The following is a 17,879-nucleotide window of genomic DNA, read 5'->3' as shown; positions in this document are numbered from 1 at the left end:
CAGACTTCTTTTAATCGTTTGATTATTGGACGTACCCTTGTTTTTTTAAGATATCAAGTGCATCAGTTCCCAATTCTTGTTTGTTTTCATAAGATTTTTTTTGTCCACCTTCCTTCCAAAAATGTACCTTTGTATGTGGGTTTATGATAGGGCGAAAGGATTGTGATTCGTATAACAAATCACAGTCTTTTGAGCAAGCAGAAAGATTCACTCCAAAATACCCAACAAGGATCTCTGATTTTGTTAGTTGGTTTGTACCCATCCAAACTTTAAATTCAGGAAAACTTACATCAGGATATACTTCAAAACTAATCTGGAAGGGAACTTTCTCCTTAGATTTGAGTTTTACTGATTTTCCTTTTTCTTCTACCGCCACGGTCGATGGAAGTGCCGCCAAGCGGATGATGCCATTCGGAATTGTGATTTGAATTTCTGTTTCTGTTTGACTTGGGTTGATCCAAAGATGGTATAATGGAAGTTTTGGTTCCATCGAACGTATTTGTTTCCAAAAGCGTTGGATTTTTTTTTCCAATGTGGCATTTAACTTCAGTTCACTGATAGATTCCATTTGGTTGATCCGAATGGGATGTTCTTGGTTTGGATCGGTCCTTGTATCAAAATACAAATAAAATTCCTTTCCGACTGACCCTTGCCAAAATTTTCCCAATTCATGAAACCGGTAAGACCTTTGTAATAAAAATTCATTCCCTTCACCATACCCTTGCGTAAAGCGAGTTTCTCCATAGTATGTTCGTTTGGTGGTCTCTAAACCTTCTAAAATTGGTCGTAGAGACAACCCATGAATGGATTTAGGTATTGGAATTCCAATATAATCAAGGATAGTCGGATACAAATCAATAGAACGAGTCATAGATTGTACTGCTTTTTGTATTTTGGAATTTGGTAATTTGATTAGAAGTGGCACATGGATGTTTTCTAAAAACAAATCCTGACCATGTCCATAATAGGTATTGGTTCCGGTGAAAGGTGAAATTGCATGTGAGGTATGCATCACTTCCCCATGATCTGCAGTAATGAGGATGAGGGAGTTGTCCCAAAGTCCTTTTGATTTTATGATTTCAAAAACTTTTCCCAGTTCTTCATCCACAAAGGCTACTTCACCAAGATAGTTTAACTTTCGTTCGTCTAAGTTTTCCTTTGTTTGTATGCGACTTGTGAATCCTGGTGGTGGGGTATACGGTTTGTGTGGGTCGTTATAATTTAAAAACAAAAAGAAAGGATTTTCTTGAGAAGAAATTTCATCGATAACTTCCAACGTTTTTTTTGTGATTTTTTTTGTATCTTCAGTATAATTGGAAAAATCATATAAAAAATCAAATCCAACATCCACACCAAGACCAAACTTATCTGTGAGAAATGGATTATTTCCCACCATATAAGTAGAATATAAAGCTCCTTTTAAAAGTTTTGGTAGTGGTTTTTTTTCTGATCGATAAAAGGCTTCCACTTCCGATTTAGTTGTAGGATAATCCCAAAAATTAACTGGATTTGCAGATGCAAATTTTCCCGTAAAAAAAACAAGAGTGGAAGGTCTCGTCCAGGCAGCATTCACTAAATGGTATTTAAATGTAACTCCTTCTTTTGCAAACAAATCTAAGTTAGGTGTAACATTATAATTTCCAATGATATCACCCCTCAGGCTATCAATCACAATCCATATGACATTTGGTTTTGATTGGGGAAGATTTTTTGTTATCTTTCCCTTAGTTTCTGGTTCATACTTTCCCTGTTCCAAATTCGATTCCGAAACAGAATTTTCTTTTTTGCAAAAAGTAATGAAAACGAATACAAATAGGATAAAAACAAAAAGAGACTGAAAGCGATTTAATGTAGATAGAGTTCTAAAAAAACGGCTTGGGTTCAAGAGTTAACGTCAAACATTTGCAAGGCGGTGAGCCACACACCCACTAAAATAAAGGAAATTCCAAGCCATTGGGTAAAGTTTAATCGTTCTTTGAAAAATATAGAAGAGGCAATCAGGACTATGATAAATCCACTCGAAGTGAAAACTGGGTAGGCAAGTGATAGCTTTAGACCCTTTCCTAAAACATATCGATAACCTAACAATGCCAAGCCGAAACTGGCAAGCCCTGCGATGAAATAAGGATTGAATACAGTAAATACCAGTTTCCAAAACCCTTCTCCAGGTACAACTTGTTTGTCCTGCATGGAAGAAGTTTTGATTAAAATATTCGCCAATGCATTGAAGAATACAGCTATACAGAAGAAGAGGATGACTTGGAATTGCATGGGATAGAGACAAAATCCGATAGAATTCGGGAAGGGTCAAATAGAAAAATGAAATCAAAATCCTTTCGCTACAAAAATTGGGAAACCGCTTATTTAGATTCAGAAACAAGTGGGCCCACACTCATCTTTTGTCATGCTAATGGTTATAGCGCCGGTTGTTATCAGTATTATTTTGAAAGATTAAAAAAACACTTCCGAGTCATCGCACCAGACTTTGTAGGTCATGGTCGTTCCGAATTCACTTTGCAATTCAAGAATTGGAATGTATTCCGTGACCAAATCCTTTCACTACTCGACCATGAATCGATCACAAACACAACCATCATCGGACACTCCCTTGGAGGAGCATCCTCACTTCTTGCCGCAAAAAAAGAACCCGAACGATTTGCGAAAGTGTTAGCGATGGACCCTGTGATCCTTGGTTGGAAACTCATCCTACTCTCCAAATTTTTAGAGAACCCACTTGCAAAGGGTGCAAAAAAAAGAAGAACTCATTTCAAATCCATAGATCTTGTTAGGCGGACTTTTCGTAAATTCCCTGCCTTTGCAAACTTTGAACCTTCAATCTTCGAAGATTATTTAAACTCTTGTTTTGTTCAAACAGGTCATGAAAACGAAGTGAAACTTTGTTGTGACCCAAGAGTCGAAGCACAAATTTTTGGGCATGCCCACTTCCATGTTTTTAAAAATTTTTACGGTATCAAAACTGAAAATCACATTGCCATTCCTGAAAAATTCGAAGTCTGCAGTCCAAAGTATGCCAACTTACTTGCGAAGGTCCATCCCAAATCAAGTGTAAACATCTTTCCTGGTTTTACACATTTTTTTCCCTTCGAACGACCAGAAGAAACTTGGAACTGGATGAAACAAAGTTTAGAAATCAATTGAATCATAGATTGAAATGACAATTTTAAGAAAGAGATAGGGCGCCTCGCACTTGTTTGGTGTACGTTACTCCAATTCGAAAAGCGACCGCGCTTTATGCTCCAATCTTTCGCGTTGCGAAAGGATTTCCGCAGCAATCGCTGGCGCAATAGAAAATTGAATTTCAGCAAATAGAGGTAAGGTGGCATTCTCAAAATACTATTCATGATCAATCAAATCCGGTATTTGATTTTGATTTTAAAGAATCCTTGATCAAGAAGTCAATATTCCTTAGATTACATTGTTTAAAAATGAAAAGAAGATATAAAAAGTTAGAAATTTTGAATTGACTAAGTAGCTATAATGGCCACTATTTAAACATGAAATCAGTGGGTATCAAGGATTTAAAAAACAACCTAAGCAATTATTTGGATTTTGTCCGTAATGGCGAAACGATTATCGTAATGGATAGAAATACTCCCATTGCAGAATTGAAAAAATTGAGTAAATCTCAAAATTTAACTCAGGCCTTCATAGAAGAATCGATTGCTAACAATTCCCTGATACCAGCAAAAGAAAGAAGCATTATCAATGTTCCTAAATCATTGCGTCTAAATGAAAAACATAAAGATGCAATCTCAAAATCATGGAAGAAGGCTTATCTAGAGGATCGAGAATAGTTTGGCACTTTACATTGATACTAGTTTTCTACTCAATATCGTTTATTCAGAAAATGGTTTTGAAAAAAATTTAGAAAAAATAAATAAATCGAATCATCTCTTTAGTTCCATTTTAATCGAAATCGAAGCCTTTCGAAGCTTAAATTATACTTTTAACCAAAACAAAAAATATCTAGAGAATACCTGGTATCAGGAGACTCACAATTTCATTGAAACATTAATTTCAAATATAAACCTCAAAAATATTGATTCAGATATAAAAAATGAATTCAAAAAACAAAAGAATATTTCTGAGTTAAAATCACTAGATGCGATCCATTTATCGACAGCGATGTATGTGAAGAAGTTGATATCTGAAGATTTGATTTTCTGCACCTTGGATGAGAAATTAAAGGAAGTTGCTTTGAAAAATAATTTTAAAGTAAACTAATGTGACTCAATTCGGCTTACCGCATCGCTTCGGCACAATAAGTCACTTTGTAGGAGACAGATTGGTAACACTTCTATGTTTTTAGTCACAGGGGATTTTTCACCCCCTTCCTCGGACAGACATTAGGTGGATATCAATCCCACTTGCATCCAAGCTTGTAAATCTCCCCCTCCCCACTTCCAAATTTTTTCGTTTGCCACTTCCCATTACCTTCAATTCCTTCTTGCCACTGTAAAATTCATCTTCCAAATTTGATCCTATGAAACACGGCAAACAAATGAGACCTAACGGTATTTCTTGGTATTTCTTGTTTTTTTTAGTGCTCTCTTAGGTGCTTGCAAAACTTCGAAAGATAATAACGACGACACCACCTTACTCGCTCTCCTCCTCGCACAAACGGCTACCGCTCCTTGTTCCACAAGGTGTCATATATATTTAACTAGTTCATCACGAAGTGGTTTCATTGGAAGCGGTGGGATTGTCGGTGCTGATGCATCATGTAATGGTGACACTGATCGAGTTCGTGGCAAAACATATAAAGCAATGATTTCCATCCCCGGTGTGAGAGAGGCATTGGGAAATCCGACTGGAACAATGACGTATACCGATTGGGTATTCAAAGCCAATACCTTCTATTCGAATAGTACTGACACTTTGAATACTACGGGTGCAACAACCACTTCCAACAGAATCTTTAGAGATTCCAATACCACCATGCAAATGAACTTTGCCCTCGGTACGAATGGCACTCGCTTTTGGACAGGAATGACGATTACCGGTGGAAACTTAGCCAATGATGTGAATTGTACGAATTGGACTAGTTCCAATGTGGGAGTGAGTGGAGTCACAGGAGTTGTGGGTGCGAGTACAACAACACTTGTTGAAACCACAACTGACACGTGTAATATTGCAAAGAAAATTGTTTGTGTAGAACAGTAAGTTACGTAAACGAACAAACTCTCTTTTCACATTTCAACACTCCGAATCAGGATTTGATTGTTTACGGAAACGATTGAATCCTGATGGATCCAGACGATTCAAAAAATGAGACAGAATCCGTAAAAAAAAATTGACTTATGCATAGAAAGGAACTAATTTATGCATAGAATGAGAACTACAATTGATATTCCTGAAGAATTGGTTGCAGAGGCTATGAAACTGACCCACTCAAAAACAAAAACAGATGTGATCAAAGAAGGGTTAAAAATGCTAATTCGAAAAGAAAAATTAAAAAAATTAAAAAATTTCAGAGGGAATCTTGATCTCGAAATCAACTTAAACCAACTCAGAAAAAGATGAGTTTTGTTCTTATCGATTCATCGATTTGGATTGAATACTTTCGAAATTCAAATTCAAAGATCTCAGAAGAAATAGATAGCCTCATAGACAATGGAAATATTTATACGAACGAAATCATTTTGACAGAGCTAATTCCGTTCATAAAAATCAAAAAAAAGTCTGAATTGATTCATCTATTAGAAACCATAGAATCTTTCAAAATGAATATTGATTGGAAACAATTGAGAGAAATTCAAATACTCAATCTTAAAAATGGAATTAATCATGTTGGAATTCCAGATTTAATTATACTTCAAAATGTGATTCAAAACAAATCCTGCTTATTCACTATGGACAAACATTTCAAAATGATGAGTCAGTTTATTCCAATTGATTTATATTAATTATACTTTACTCAAATTCCTCTCTTACAACCAAGCAAGCACCTGCACACCAGGCGAATAATGAGTTAGATCTGGCTTTAAAAAATCAGTAAGACCAACAAACTTCGTATAACCAATATTTAGTTTCTGGATCTCCACCTGAAACAATTCCCAAGGTTTGTGGTGCACATCCATTGCACTTTCCTTCACCTCCTTCCCTCGATACAATGAGTAACGTTCTGTCAGCCAAAGTTCTTTTTGGTTTGGATGTTTGATTGGATGAATCACTTGAAAATTCATTTCAATCCGACACCGTTTCCCATCCAGCTGGACCAAATTCTTTGCTCGTTGGATTTTTGAATGCCGATAAGGTAATCCTGATGTCATCCTTGCAAATTGAGTTGGGATCCATTTCTCTGCTTCGATACTCAAAAAATACACACCCACTTTGCCGTCTTTTTTCACATAGGTGCGTAAATTCACTTCGTGGAAGGTAGAAAGGAAATGGAAGGGGAAACAGTGCCTTGGATGCACATTGTCCATTGTAAAGGCAACGACAGAAATCCAATGTTCCCCGTTAATTTGATCCAATTCCAAATGCATTGGAACTAAGGAACGAAGTTTACTTGGTTCCACTTGGTAGTGTAAAAAAATAGCGTCATTCCATTCTTGGTACCAAAACCATGGATGCTTCGGTATCGGCCAAGGACGATGTTCAATCGTATCTAAGATAGTCTCAATAGGTTCTTTCATCAGATAATGAATCTAACAATCGCTAGAATCTATATGAGAATACACCTTGATAGGCAAAGTTCGATTAGAACTCAGAAACTTTTGTATTCCCATACTTGGACCACTCGCTTAAATATTGATTGCCTCACCGAGAACAGCTGCAGCACTTTCCATAATCCCTTCTGCCAGCGTAGGGTGTGCATGTATGGTATTTGCGAGTTCCTTCACTGTAATTTCCATATTGGCACCTAATGTAAGCTCAGCGATCAGTTCAGTAGCACCAGGGCCAATGATATGAGCTCCTAAAATTTCACCATGTTTGGCATCGGAAATGATTTTCACCATACCCGTTGTGTCCCCTTGCGCTTGTGCTCGACCACTAGCTGAAAAAGGAAATTTTCCCACTTTGATTTCATGACCCATCGCTTTTGCTTTGTCTTCACTAAGGCCCACACTTGCCACTTCTGGATGGCAATAAGTACAACCTGGAATATATGCATAATTAAGGGAATGGATTTGGATATGATGAGGATTTCCCAATCGAACCGAAATGTCTTCTGCTGCCCGAATCCCTTCGGCACTTGCAACATGAGCAAGTGAAGGAGTCGGAATACAATCACCTATAGCATAGATATGATCAACAGTAGAACGGTAGTTACCCGAAAATTCAACAAATCCATTTTTTAACTTAATTCCAATTTCATCTAGGCCAATCAAACTTGTATTGGGTGAGATCCCAACACCAACTATCACTTTATCAAAGTTTAATTTTTCTTTTTTGGCAGAATTTCTGTCGAGTAACGTAAGTTCCACACCTTTGTCTGAAACAGACGCTGTTTCCACACCATAACTCAAATACTGCTCAATCCCTCGTTTTTTAAAACTTCGTTCCAAAATTGCTGAGATTTCTTTGTCTTCATTAGGAAGAAGGTGGTCTTGGTATTCAATGATGGTGACTTTTGATCCCATACTAGCATAAAAATCCGCAAATTCTACACCAATGGCACCTGCACCAATGATCGCTAAATTGGTTATGGCTTTTGGCTCTATCATCGCCTCTCTTGCTGATAACACACGTTTGCCGTCAAAAGGTAAAAAAGGAAGAGCTTTGTTTTTGGCTCCAACTGCTAAAATAAAATAATCTGCAGACAACGAAGAAATTTCGCCAGTATTTGATTTCACTTCGATTGTTTTGGAGTTTAAAAATTTAGCATCACCATTCACCACAGTGACCTTGTTTTTTTTCATTAAAAACTCCACACCCTTTGCCATTTGATCGGCTACAGAACGTGACCGTTTGATCACGGCTTCAAAATCCACCTTGATATTTTCAGCAGAGATACCAAATTTCGAAGCTTCTTTGAGATGCTCTAAAACATGGGCGCTTTCTAACAGAGCTTTGGTGGGAATACATCCCCAATTCAAACAAACTCCACCTAATTTATCTCGTTCTACGACACATGTTTGTAAGCCGAGTTGGGCTGCACGAATGGCTGCGACATAACCACCAGGCCCTCCTCCAATCACGATCACTTGGAAATGGTTTGAATTGGACATACGTTCTCCCGATAGAATGAGATAACGTACAAAAAAAGAAAGTCAAGACCTCTTTTTGGCTACGATGAGCATCCTTGCACCAGTTTTGATGTATTTTTCACCATCGTAATTGCTATAAACATGTAAGATGTCAAATTTGTTTTCGTCTAAGAAATTTCTCACTTGAGGAAAATGAAAAACTCTCATCGTATGTTTGTCTTTTAAATCTTTTTGGTTTAAATTATAAACATAATTTACTTCTACAATGGCCACGTCATCTGCTCTTGTTAACCGAAATCCACGGTTCCTGCGAATGGAGGTTGTACCTTGTCTTACATTGCTTACGGTAGTAATGGGTTTACGTTTGATTCTATGGATAGGATCTGCATTCCATATTTCCAAAACAAGAAGACCTGCTTGTTTTAAGTTTTTTTGACAATTTCTAAGAAAATTTTGTACTAAATCGTCATTCACCAAATAATTAAACGTTCCATACAAACAAATTACAGCATCTACAGGTTGTTTAGCGATGTAATTTTCCATTTTCCCAACTTCGAATGAACAATGTGGGAATCGAACTTTTGCAATTTCCAACATTCGAGGTGATCCATCCACACCAAGTGGTTTGAATCCCATTCCTTGTAATTCTTTGATGTGTTCGCCGGTTCCGCAACCGATGTCTAAGACAGTATGTATTTTATGTCGCTTAAATGTTTCCCTGAGGAAGAGGATTTCTTCGGAAAACTTACGTCCAGGTTCTTCAATGGTAAAATAGTATTCTGCTAATTCGGAATAGAGTTTCATTTGCTCCTAGCGGAATAGGAAAATCATTTCAGAGAATCCCCATTTTACCCGTTATATTAAGTAACGGCCAAGCTACCATGAAACGATATACAATTCCTACAATTTTTTTTACGATTGGTGTGACCTTACAATTTCTCTTCTATTTTTCTTGGGTAAGTTTTACCCTACTCGCCGTTTCATCTTTATTGCTCACACTTTTTTTATATAGTTTGGATTTACAATCCTTACCAAATGTTTCCAATCCAAATCTTTCAAAAGAAGATTCGATTACAAACAATGATGTTGATCCATTGAAAGAACACCAAATTCAATCGGAACCAGATGCCTTATTTGATACCAATCAGACAACAGCACCAGATCTTTCCATTGCCAACGAACAAGAAACACAAACAAAAGAAATCATTTGGAAAATTGATCCGATTTTGTTCGCTCGAGAATCTGTAAGACTGGAAGAACGAAATCTTTTTTGTGATACGGTGAAGGAATTCCCTTTTTCTTTTACAAGCCCCAAACTTTCTTCGATTCAATATGTATATTTTGATGGAAAAGATTTCAAAGAATGTTTTTGGCAAAAATCAGAGATGCTCGTCGAAACAGATGATAACCCAGTAGAATGGAATGATTGGGAAGAAAGTCGAATTAGAGAATCACTGCCTGTGATATCAAAAAACAAACGTAAGTTATATGTACCGCTCACAATCAATGCAAATTTGTTCGGTTTTTTGTGTTTTGCTACCAAGGAAAGTTGGTTAGAGGAAGAAGTTCAAGTTTTTTGGGATGAATCAACCAATTTGTCAGAAAAAATTTTGGCAAAAAGAGAATACGCAAAAGTAACAAAACACCCATTCACGAAGTTATTTACTGTCTCTCACTTTTATCAAATCGCAAAATCGTCATTCGAAGCTTCTGAAAACAAAACTCTTGTTTTGTTTAAGTTCATCGATACGAATTTTCAATCAGAACTTGCCATTGGTCTCCACCATCTTGGCATCAAACAAACAGTCATTGGACTTGGTTTATTCCAATTGGAAGATAACCTTTATGCAGCTCTCATTCCAAATGAACGACTTGATAACTTTTCATCCTTTTTCCAACAATTCATAGAAGAGCTCGATTTGTTGGGTTATCCTTCAGAAGTCGCACTTGGTTATTCCAATCAATCTATTCCAGATTTAAAATTTGATAGTTGGATCAAAAGAGCCTATACATCTCTGGAAGAGAGTATTCTCTACCACGCAGCTTAAATGGATCCACTGATCGATGAAAAATTTATCCTAACGGTTTCGCAGGTTTTACCGGAACATTTTTACAAAACCTTACTTGTTTTTGCCGAAAGAGAAGCCTATGGACCTTCCAAGAATGAGGGGCTTTGTTTCGAAAATTGCACCCTCGTGGAATTTGTGGGAGATATTAATGGAAAACTTTATTTAGCACTTGATGGATATACCAAATTAAAACTTCTTCCAAAAATAGCCAAAGCATTCCAGATTGATCCCACCTCAAGAGCCCATTCATCATCTATCATGATGGAATTTGCCAATCAAATTTCAGGGAAATTGATTACAGAGATGCGTCTGGGTCGTTACGAAATTGATATCTTACCACCCGAAAATTTAAATCATAAACTTGTTCCCATTTCTCTTGAACACTTCCGCCAATACATCCTTATCTTTAACTTAAAGGATCGGCGAGGGGATGAATATATGGGAAGGTTGTATCTCATTTTATTGTTGGAAAAATTCCCTACTCCCAAAAACTAATGTCGAATGAAACCCTATGTTTTAGCACTCCCACTCATTCTGAGTTATGCCGGACTAAAACAGAAACAATCCCTCACTAGAAAAGAATTTACCTTTTCTAAAACAGGTCGTCGCAGTTTTCTTTTTTATCCAAAGGATCAAGATCCAAAGTCTTTGCCTGGTGTTTATATCCAACATGGAATGAGTGCAATGGGAATTGATGATCCTAGGATCATTGATTTAGCTGAAAATATAGCTAATACTGGTCACAGTGTGATCTTACCCGAGTTACCAGAAGTCAAAGGTTTAAAAATTGAAGAACAAACCATTTTTAATATTCAAAACCTGATGTTGGAAATATATGAAAACAAACAATTGTTTGATGGAGAAAATTTAGGATATTTATCTGCAAGTTTTTCTGCTGGTATGGGTCTTATTGCTGCATCAAGGTCGAATACACGAAACAAAATCAAAACCAGTATGCTCATCGGAGGATACTGTAATTTTTTCGATGCAGTTCCATTTGTTTTCTCTCACTATGAAATGGATCCCTATGCAGTGTTTGTGATTTTATACAATATGCTCCATCGGTTTGAACCAAATCTTGCGGAAGAACTAGAAATCGTTTATTATGAAGCAGCACTTGACAATGGTCTCAAACGAATGGGAAATGATGCCAAATCTGTTGATTCCTTAAATCGATCATCAAAACAAGCACAAGAGTTTTTTCACCAAGTAGAGGCCGACAGGAATTTCAGGATCGGCTTGGCAAAAAAAGTTCTCGATACGGTTCCAGAAAAATTACCGGAAAAACTGTCTCCCTATTACCAATTGGAAACTTTGGCAGGACCGGTATCCCTGCTCCATGGAAAAACGGACCCTGTTATCTCAGCAACAGAATCCGAAAAACTAGCCAAACTCTTAAAAGGCAAAGGAATCCCTTTTGTCCATAGGACGTCCACCGCCCTCACCCACGGTGACAGCCTCCCCCTCCACTCCCAAATCTTCGGAGTCCCAGCCCTACTCCAAACTTTTGGAAGTTTTCTACACTGGCTTGACCAATAACGCTACAGAAATTGTCGTTTCTCCTAAAAAAACTGCCGATACTATAGTCAGAATGGACGTAAAAAATGCACCGGACTTCAATCCGGAACGGGGACTTAAGATCCAAATCTCCGAGGATCGTTTAACAGCAACTTTGGTAGCAAAACCGATTTGGTTGTTAGGAGGTTCGATGAGCAATATACTCATTTATGAAGCCCTTGACAACATGTCCATTCACCGTGATCGCATTTTGATGAAAGATGTGGACCAAGCGGCTCAAGAAATTGATAAAATATTAAAAGATCCAACAAAAGTAAAAGAAGAATTCACATTCGTAGTAGGTAAGGGAATCCCCGCCAAACAAGGGGAAAGTGGTTGGGTTAAATTTTATTTCCCTAGAGCACAACGTGTTGTTTTAAAAGAGGATGGATCCGCTGATTTTCGTAACATTAATAAATATGTACATGTCAAAGAGGGTGAAAAACTTGCTACCTTATTTGAAGGAGTGGCCGGCGAACAAGGTACAGATGTTTTAGGGAATCCGATTTACCCCAATCCAATTGATAGACCAAGACTCACCCTAGGTAAAAATGTATTACCAAAAACTATTGATGACCCTGAAAAACCTGGAAGGCAACTAAAGGAATACTTTGCCTCTCTCAGTGGAGTTGTATTTTCAACTGACACATCGCTCACAGTATCTCCAGAACTTAATATCGAAAGTAACATCGGGCTTGGAACTGGGAATATTAATTTCGAAGGGACCATTCGCGTAAAAGGTACAATCGAAGAAGGCGCCATCGTCAAATGCCAAGGTTCTCTTTATTTAGATGGAAACGTGGAGTCTTCAGATGTTGTTGTAGGCGAAGACTTAGAAGTGAAGGGTGGAGTCAAAGCAAAAGGAAAAGGTGTTATCCGAATCAAAGGTGATCTTCGTGCCAAATTCGTAGAAAATGCAAACCTTGAAATTGATGGTGATTGTATCATTGAAAACTTCATTTTAGGAAGTCGTATCCTTTGCCTTGGGAACATTATTTTAACGGGAGAATCTTCCTCCATCATTGGAAGTGATCTTATATCGTACCAAGGCATCACGGTCTCTTCTTTGGGTTCATCTGCACAAATGGATACAGTTGTTGAAGTTGGTTTCCATTACAAAAACGATAGGCTCCTCACAGAAGGAAGTTCACGTCTTGCTGAAATGGAAAAAGAATTAGAAGCCCTTGTCCCCGAAATCCAAAAAATTAAAGAAGTTGTGCAACGTTCACGTGGAAAAATAGATGATGCACGAAAAGAAAAATTCAAAGAGATCTTTGATGCGTATCAGAAAAAAAACAAAACTGTCGAATTATTAAAATCGAAAATTGAAGAACTCAAAGGTGCTCGTTACAACCAAGACAACGTGAAGGTTGTCGTACGAAACACCGCCCATCCCGGCGCAGTCATCAAATACCGTAGGCAAGTGGAAAAAATCACAAAAGCTCAATCTTCGTTTGTCATGAATTTTTTTCCAAACCAAGATAAAGCAATGCTCACTGCCTTCAAAGGCAAATAACAAATTGGCTAACTCATCGTTAGCCAAAGTTTAATTTAACTTTAATCCCAATTTCTTTAATTTTGGAAAAATCACGTAGTGGCAATACGGGTTCTGTGGGTTTAGTGTAAAATAATTTTGGTGGTAATCTTCTGCTGGATAAAAAGTCGGAGCAGGTGAGATTTCCGTGACAATAGGATCTGGAAATAAATACGCATGTTTGCGTTTTGAATCGACAGCTAATTCTTTTTGTTTCTCGTTTAAATAAAAAATCACAGACCTATATTGTGTCCCAACATCATTCCCTTGTTTGTTGAGGGTAGTAGGATCGTGGGATGCCCAAAAAATCTCGAGAATTTTTGAGAAAGATATAATCTCGGGGTTGTATTCAATTTTGATTACTTCTGCATGACCAGTAGTACCTGTACAAATTTCTTTATAACTTGGATTAGGTGTTGTTCCTCCCGCGTAACCAGAGACTACAGAACTAATTCCTGGAATTCGTAGATAAACTGCCTCCGTACACCAAAAACAGCCACCACCTAAAATCGCATTTTCCGTCATACACTTTTTAGACGAACTAAAATCTCCCCAGGTACAAAACATCCCATTTCTGTGATAAAGTTTTTGATAAATTTTGCTTTTGTTATGTCAAAAGAAGGATTAAGAGCCCTTGCACCTATGGGTGAGGTTTTTCCTTCAGGCAATAAATACTTTCCATCGGCAGTTTTTAAAAAATCAAATTGTGTAACTTCTGATTCTTTTCGCATTTCGATAGGGATTTCATCACCCGTTTTTAAATTCAAATCAAAACTATCCTTTGTCGCACAAACATAAAATGGTACATTGTGTTCATGTGCGACTATCGCAAGATTGTAAGTCCCAATTTTATTTGCAGTATCGCCATTTGCAGCAACTCGATCACATCCAACAAGAACGGCATCGATTTTTCGATGGTTCATTAACCATCCAGACATTCCATCAGTGATGATATAACATTCAATGCCTTCTTCTAACATCTCAAATGCGGTGAGCCTTGAGCCCTGAAGGAAAGGCCGCGTCTCATCTGCATACACCACAACTTTTTTTCCTTGGTCGCGGAGACTTCGGATCACTCCAAGGGCTGTACCATGACCTGCGGTCGCTAATGCACCCGTATTACAATGAGTGATGATATGAATTTGATTTTGGTCTTTGGGGAATAATTCTGCTCCATTTTGTCCTAATGCCTGATTCGCTTTCAGGTCATCAACCATCATCTCCAACGCAAATGATTCCCAAATTTTGGCGATTGATTCCCAATCAGTTTCCTCCCCTACCCGTTTTTTTGCTTCTTGGAGTGCAAAGCTTAAGTTCACTGCCGTTGGCCTTGATTCAAACACTTGATTGATCAGTGAATCAATTTCTTCCGGAATTATGTTCCCAGATTTTTTTTTCGCACCCAATGTGAGTCCAAAGATTCCTGAAATGGCAATGGCGGGCGCTCCCCTAACAGCCATATCACGAATCGCATCAATTGTATCTTCAACTGTATGGATTTGCAAAAATTCCTTTTTCCCAGGGAGGGCCCTTTGGTCGAGAAGGGAGAGAAATGTGGATTTCCACTGAATGGGTAAAAATTCCGGTTGGGACATCTTTCCATTTTTTTTGTGCGGTGCGGGAAAAAAATGAAAAAACAGGTTGACGGATTGATGTGCATCGCACAAAAAAGAATAGTGCATTGCACAACAGAAAACCGAAAAAAGGAGAAATGAAAATGGAACAACAAGTAAAAGACGGATTAAACTTTATCTTAGGCGCAGTGAATACTGCAAAAGTAGAGGCTGAAAAGGCTTTCTCTACAATCAATGCAGAATTCCAAAACTTAGCAGCGAAAGGTGCTCAAGACCAAAGTGAAGTTTCTGTTAACCTTAGAAAATACGTTCAAGAAGGACTTTCTCAAGTAGAAACCATCATTGGAAAAGCAAACACTGTCGTAGCAGATGCAAAAGCAAAAGTAGCAACTGTTACATCAAAAGCATAATCCAAATCACTTATCAAAAGACCCGGATACTTCACCTCTATTCGGGTTTTTCTTTTCCCACTCTAATTTCCACTGATTCCATTCCGAACCAAGTTCTGAAGACAAATACCTTTCTACCGATTCCAAAGTTAAAAAAATATCATAATTGATTTCAAATGATGTAAAATTTTTTGAAGCAGAAGTTTCTAAGCGTATCCGAAATAATTCCATAAGCTCCAATCTGTTTAAATGGAACATGGTTTCTGTATTGAGTAACGAATGTGCAAAAAACTTTTCCACAGCATATGTAAAAATGTGATCTGCTGATAAAAAAGAAAATTCAATTGAATCTTTTGCAATTTCAACAAACAAATCCTCCCATAAATCGGCAAGGGCACCTTCTTTTGTTTTACAATCATATGCTTGGCAAATTGACGTTCCGTAAAAAGAAAAATTTTGGCTTTTAGGATCACCTGTAAAGATAGGATGGATCATACAACCTATTCTATGTTTGGTTTCATCAACATAACCCAAAAATGGACAATTATAAGTCATCTCATCTTTTTTTGGAATGGAACCTTCTTTTGTTTCTCTATCCTTTCGATAAATGGGAAAACTATGCCGAATACTAAAATCGACAGTTTTTTTAAATTCGTTGGTTCGCTCTAAGAGTAAGTTTGTATATTCTTTGGTTGTGAGTTTTAAATTGAAAAGTCCACAACAAGCGCCACAGGAAACATTCCCTTTTTCCGGATGGCATAAACTCAACTCTGCTTAGCTCCTAACACAAATGGGATGAGTCCATTGAACACAAGTTCCAAATCACCAGTTTCTTTTTTTTCTTTGAAATAAGTTTGGAAAGGGATTACCATTTTACGACTTTCGTGTAACAAAACCAAATTTCCTTTTTGATGAGACAACTGATCTAGTATCTTTTCTTTGGAACCATGAGAAACAGGGAATAGATAAGAAGGTTTGATCCCTTTAAAATAAAAATGTGGATTGTTGTTTTCAGATACTAGTAAAATGCTAATTCGTTCCAATTCAGCAAATTCGAGTAACATATTTTCTAAGAAAAATTGAAGAATGATTTGGTAGGACTCCAACTCTTCGGAATTGATGTCCGCTTGTTCCCAAACCTCCATCCATCCAAGTATTTTAAAAATTGTTTCTTTTTGTTCATGTAAAACAGGAAGAGCAGTATCAAATATACTTGTGATTTTTAACTTTTGAAAATCCCAAACACAACTATAAACAAGCTCCCACCACTTTCTAAGTGTGACCGCATCATCTAAATTATTTGGGATAGATTTGTTCATTGCATGGGAAGTATGATCACTAAAAATAATCATTCCGACTACTTGACTGATTGCTTCGAACAAACGAATCAAATTTAAAAGATTTGATTTATCAGTTGTTTTGGATTTGTTTAAATTTGCACATTTAGAATACGCAAGCGAGATAGGTGTTGGATAAAATTCTAAGACTGCAGTTGGATTTAGAATCTTTGCTGAATGGAAATTCCTTCTATCTTTCACAAACATCGAAAAGTCTGGATTTCCATATAATGAATAATTTGCCCAAGTCAAATCGTTGGCATGATAATTCCTTCGTGCGAATTCCTTGGAAAGAAATAGGGACTCACCTACTGATTTATCGGAAAACAAATAAGTATAAAATCGTACAGTAAAATCTATTGTCCTTTCATTGTCTAAGATTTCCCAATTGGTTCCAACAAACGTTTTGATCCCAGCTGTTAAAAAAGCACCTGCGTATTGATTTAGAATATTGGTGTTTAATTTTTTGCCTGCTGATTTTGCCGACATACAAGAGTTAGAGAATACTAAATCTGTATCAATTCCTGTAGATTTAATTTCTCTTGCTTTTAAAACTTTTCCATCAGACAATAACCATCCATTTTCAAGTGAGTCATCTGAAAAATGTAGGTGTCCGGAATAATGGATGATGTGTTTGTCCTTGATAAGTGAAAGTAACTTAAGTTTTGTGACCTGTTTGCCACCGATAAACTCTAATTCTAAAAGATGGTTTGGTACTTTTTGACTCAGTACAGAGAACAACACCTCCCCTTCCTTTTGGGCATGTGGTAAGTCTTCTGTTGGATCAGCGATGATAAGCATTTTGATCTTTCGGTTTTCATGGTGTGTGGATCTATGTAATCCACCTCGGATCGTTTTTCCTACACGAAATTTATCCGAAAGGAATCTAGTTCCGTCATGTAAGAGTTCCCAAGGTACAAGGGCAAGTGTGGGATCAATATTAAAATGGATGCTATGTTTGTTTGTATTTTTTAATTTTTCAATGATGGAAGTAGGGAAAAACTGTTGATAAAAGGTCTCACCTAACACCTTTAAGTCTTGTAATATATCTGCATTTAAAATCTGGTTTGGTTTTGATAAAACGGATTGTGATACATGGACAAGTCGTTCTACCTCTCCCAAGTATTCCAAAATTAAATCATCATCTAACGTAGATTGGATATGCGATTCTTCTACAGGTAAATTATCTTCCAAAACATTGAAGATATTTACATTGCCTACACGATCAATGATGAGAGAAAGCAT

20 protein-coding genes are annotated in these 17,879 nt (G+C 37.2%); 11 read left to right on the top strand and 9 right to left on the bottom strand.

Annotation, left to right across the window (positions count from 1 at the left end; all coding sequences use genetic code 11):
• Positions 1-22: 22 nt before the first annotated feature.
• Positions 23-1,885, bottom strand: coding sequence for a sulfatase (locus tag EHQ43_RS05655; RefSeq protein WP_135770331.1), 1,863 nt, complete (start codon positions 1,883-1,885; stop codon positions 23-25).
• On the bottom strand, positions 1,882-2,271 hold the full coding sequence (locus tag EHQ43_RS05650) for a DMT family transporter (protein WP_135739724.1): 390 nt from the start codon (positions 2,269-2,271) through the stop codon (positions 1,882-1,884). Before EHQ43_RS05650 ends, EHQ43_RS05655 begins: the two co-directional genes overlap by 4 nt.
• A gap of 48 nt (positions 2,272-2,319) precedes the next feature.
• Between EHQ43_RS05650 and EHQ43_RS05645 the strand changes: the two genes are divergently transcribed.
• From EHQ43_RS05645 to EHQ43_RS05620, 6 genes are all read left to right on the top strand, one after another.
• Positions 2,320-3,159 carry an alpha/beta fold hydrolase gene (locus EHQ43_RS05645; RefSeq protein ID WP_135770330.1) on the top strand — a complete coding sequence of 280 codons (840 nt, stop codon included), beginning with the start codon at positions 2,320-2,322 and terminating at the stop codon, positions 3,157-3,159.
• Positions 3,160-3,515: 356 nt separating this feature from the next.
• Positions 3,516-3,815, top strand: coding sequence for a type II toxin-antitoxin system Phd/YefM family antitoxin (locus tag EHQ43_RS05640; RefSeq protein WP_135739726.1), 300 nt, complete (start codon positions 3,516-3,518; stop codon positions 3,813-3,815).
• A gap of 1 nt (position 3,816) precedes the next feature.
• Complete coding sequence (locus EHQ43_RS05635) at positions 3,817-4,245, top strand: PIN domain-containing protein (protein WP_135739727.1); 429 nt, start codon at positions 3,817-3,819, stop codon at positions 4,243-4,245.
• A gap of 297 nt (positions 4,246-4,542) precedes the next feature.
• Entirely contained in the window at positions 4,543-5,184 is a 642-nt protein-coding gene (len, locus tag EHQ43_RS05630) for a Len family endostatin-like outer membrane lipoprotein (protein WP_135753267.1), read from the top strand.
• Positions 5,185-5,352: 168 nt separating this feature from the next.
• The gene (locus tag EHQ43_RS05625; protein ID WP_135645518.1) at positions 5,353-5,544 is read left to right on the top strand and encodes a type II toxin-antitoxin system VapB family antitoxin; all 192 of its coding nucleotides are present in this window, start codon (positions 5,353-5,355) and stop codon (positions 5,542-5,544) included.
• Positions 5,541-5,927 (top strand): PIN domain-containing protein, encoded by a 387-nt coding sequence (locus tag EHQ43_RS05620; RefSeq protein ID WP_135753268.1) that lies wholly within the window; start codon positions 5,541-5,543, stop codon positions 5,925-5,927. Before EHQ43_RS05625 ends, EHQ43_RS05620 begins: the two co-directional genes overlap by 4 nt.
• Positions 5,928-5,951: 24 nt before the next feature.
• Here the strand turns inward: EHQ43_RS05620 and EHQ43_RS05615 are convergent, their stop codons facing one another.
• The 3 genes from EHQ43_RS05615 to EHQ43_RS05605 all read right to left on the bottom strand — a co-directional run bounded on the left by EHQ43_RS05615 (position 5,952) and on the right by EHQ43_RS05605 (position 8,978).
• Entirely contained in the window at positions 5,952-6,659 is a 708-nt protein-coding gene (locus tag EHQ43_RS05615; RefSeq protein ID WP_135770329.1) for a YqjF family protein, read from the bottom strand.
• 108 nt (positions 6,660-6,767) lie between these two features.
• Positions 6,768-8,195: a dihydrolipoyl dehydrogenase gene (gene lpdA / locus EHQ43_RS05610; protein ID WP_135753270.1), complete on the bottom strand. Its 1,428-nt coding sequence runs from the start codon at positions 8,193-8,195 to the stop codon at positions 6,768-6,770.
• A gap of 42 nt (positions 8,196-8,237) precedes the next feature.
• Complete coding sequence (locus tag EHQ43_RS05605; RefSeq protein WP_135739731.1) at positions 8,238-8,978, bottom strand: class I SAM-dependent DNA methyltransferase; 741 nt, start codon at positions 8,976-8,978, stop codon at positions 8,238-8,240.
• Positions 8,979-9,055: 77 nt separating this feature from the next.
• Between EHQ43_RS05605 and EHQ43_RS05600 the strand changes: the two genes are divergently transcribed.
• The 4 genes from EHQ43_RS05600 to EHQ43_RS05585 are packed head-to-tail and all read left to right on the top strand — an operon-like array spanning position 9,056 to position 13,316.
• Entirely contained in the window at positions 9,056-10,222 is a 1,167-nt protein-coding gene (locus tag EHQ43_RS05600) for a hypothetical protein (protein ID WP_135753272.1), read from the top strand.
• Positions 10,223-10,738: a chemotaxis protein CheX gene (locus tag EHQ43_RS05595; protein WP_135739733.1), complete on the top strand. Its 516-nt coding sequence runs from the start codon at positions 10,223-10,225 to the stop codon at positions 10,736-10,738. It begins immediately after the preceding gene.
• Between the two features lie 6 nt (positions 10,739-10,744).
• Positions 10,745-11,782, top strand: a complete 1,038-nt coding sequence (locus EHQ43_RS05590; RefSeq protein ID WP_135770328.1) for an alpha/beta hydrolase family protein — start codon at positions 10,745-10,747, stop codon at positions 11,780-11,782.
• 52 nt (positions 11,783-11,834) lie between these two features.
• Positions 11,835-13,316 (top strand): FapA family protein, encoded by a 1,482-nt coding sequence (locus EHQ43_RS05585; protein ID WP_135740444.1) that lies wholly within the window; start codon positions 11,835-11,837, stop codon positions 13,314-13,316.
• A gap of 30 nt (positions 13,317-13,346) precedes the next feature.
• Here EHQ43_RS05585 and msrA read toward each other — a convergent pair whose 3' ends face one another.
• Together msrA and mtnA are read right to left on the bottom strand one after the other, a co-directional pair.
• The gene (gene msrA / locus EHQ43_RS05580; protein WP_135739735.1) at positions 13,347-13,859 is read right to left on the bottom strand and encodes a peptide-methionine (S)-S-oxide reductase MsrA; all 513 of its coding nucleotides are present in this window, start codon (positions 13,857-13,859) and stop codon (positions 13,347-13,349) included.
• Positions 13,856-14,929 carry an S-methyl-5-thioribose-1-phosphate isomerase gene (mtnA, locus tag EHQ43_RS05575; protein ID WP_135770327.1) on the bottom strand — a complete coding sequence of 358 codons (1,074 nt, stop codon included), beginning with the start codon at positions 14,927-14,929 and terminating at the stop codon, positions 13,856-13,858. The genes msrA and mtnA overlap by 4 nt, the downstream gene beginning before the upstream one ends.
• Positions 14,930-15,051: 122 nt before the next feature.
• On the opposite strand from mtnA, the gene EHQ43_RS05570 reads away from it, so the two are divergent.
• The gene (locus tag EHQ43_RS05570; protein ID WP_135576483.1) at positions 15,052-15,318 is read left to right on the top strand and encodes a sigma-54 down-regulated protein; all 267 of its coding nucleotides are present in this window, start codon (positions 15,052-15,054) and stop codon (positions 15,316-15,318) included.
• A 6-nt stretch (positions 15,319-15,324) separates the two neighbouring features.
• Here the strand turns inward: EHQ43_RS05570 and EHQ43_RS05565 are convergent, their stop codons facing one another.
• Together EHQ43_RS05565 and EHQ43_RS05560 are read right to left on the bottom strand one after the other, a co-directional pair.
• Positions 15,325-16,065 carry a hypothetical protein gene (locus EHQ43_RS05565; RefSeq protein ID WP_135770326.1) on the bottom strand — a complete coding sequence of 247 codons (741 nt, stop codon included), beginning with the start codon at positions 16,063-16,065 and terminating at the stop codon, positions 15,325-15,327.
• A complete protein-coding gene (locus tag EHQ43_RS05560; RefSeq protein ID WP_135770325.1) occupies positions 16,062-17,879 on the bottom strand; it encodes a CHAT domain-containing protein in 1,818 nt (605 codons plus the stop codon). Before EHQ43_RS05560 ends, EHQ43_RS05565 begins: the two co-directional genes overlap by 4 nt.

The sequence above is a fragment of the Leptospira bouyouniensis genome (assembly GCF_004769525.1).
GTDB classification, from domain to species: domain Bacteria; phylum Spirochaetota; class Leptospiria; order Leptospirales; family Leptospiraceae; genus Leptospira_A; species Leptospira_A bouyouniensis.
The sequence above is the reverse complement of the archived record's forward strand: the minus strand, read 5'-3'. Positions and strand labels throughout refer to the sequence as shown.

Excerpts from the sequence above, each read along its gene's own strand:
- EHQ43_RS05650 (WP_135739724.1), bottom strand. The coding sequence starts at position 2,271 with ATGCAATTCCAAGTCATCCTCTTCTTCTGTATAGCTGTATTCTTCAAT.
- EHQ43_RS05645 (WP_135770330.1), top strand. The coding sequence starts at position 2,320 with ATGAAATCAAAATCCTTTCGCTACAAAAATTGGGAAACCGCTTATTTA.
- EHQ43_RS05640 (WP_135739726.1), top strand. The coding sequence starts at position 3,516 with ATGAAATCAGTGGGTATCAAGGATTTAAAAAACAACCTAAGCAATTAT.
- EHQ43_RS05625 (WP_135645518.1), top strand. The coding sequence starts at position 5,353 with ATGAGAACTACAATTGATATTCCTGAAGAATTGGTTGCAGAGGCTATG.
- EHQ43_RS05620 (WP_135753268.1), top strand. The coding sequence starts at position 5,541 with ATGAGTTTTGTTCTTATCGATTCATCGATTTGGATTGAATACTTTCGA.
- EHQ43_RS05615 (WP_135770329.1), bottom strand. The coding sequence starts at position 6,659 with ATGAAAGAACCTATTGAGACTATCTTAGATACGATTGAACATCGTCCT.
- lpdA (WP_135753270.1), bottom strand. The coding sequence starts at position 8,195 with ATGTCCAATTCAAACCATTTCCAAGTGATCGTGATTGGAGGAGGGCCT.
- EHQ43_RS05605 (WP_135739731.1), bottom strand. The coding sequence starts at position 8,978 with ATGAAACTCTATTCCGAATTAGCAGAATACTATTTTACCATTGAAGAA.
- EHQ43_RS05600 (WP_135753272.1), top strand. The coding sequence starts at position 9,056 with ATGAAACGATATACAATTCCTACAATTTTTTTTACGATTGGTGTGACC.
- EHQ43_RS05595 (WP_135739733.1), top strand. The coding sequence starts at position 10,223 with ATGGATCCACTGATCGATGAAAAATTTATCCTAACGGTTTCGCAGGTT.
- EHQ43_RS05590 (WP_135770328.1), top strand. The coding sequence starts at position 10,745 with ATGAAACCCTATGTTTTAGCACTCCCACTCATTCTGAGTTATGCCGGA.
- EHQ43_RS05585 (WP_135740444.1), top strand. The coding sequence starts at position 11,835 with ATGGACGTAAAAAATGCACCGGACTTCAATCCGGAACGGGGACTTAAG.
- msrA (WP_135739735.1), bottom strand. The coding sequence starts at position 13,859 with ATGACGGAAAATGCGATTTTAGGTGGTGGCTGTTTTTGGTGTACGGAG.
- mtnA (WP_135770327.1), bottom strand. The coding sequence starts at position 14,929 with ATGTCCCAACCGGAATTTTTACCCATTCAGTGGAAATCCACATTTCTC.
- EHQ43_RS05570 (WP_135576483.1), top strand. The coding sequence starts at position 15,052 with ATGGAACAACAAGTAAAAGACGGATTAAACTTTATCTTAGGCGCAGTG.
- EHQ43_RS05560 (WP_135770325.1), bottom strand. The coding sequence starts at position 17,879 with ATGCTTTCTCTCATCATTGATCGTGTAGGCAATGTAAATATCTTCAAT.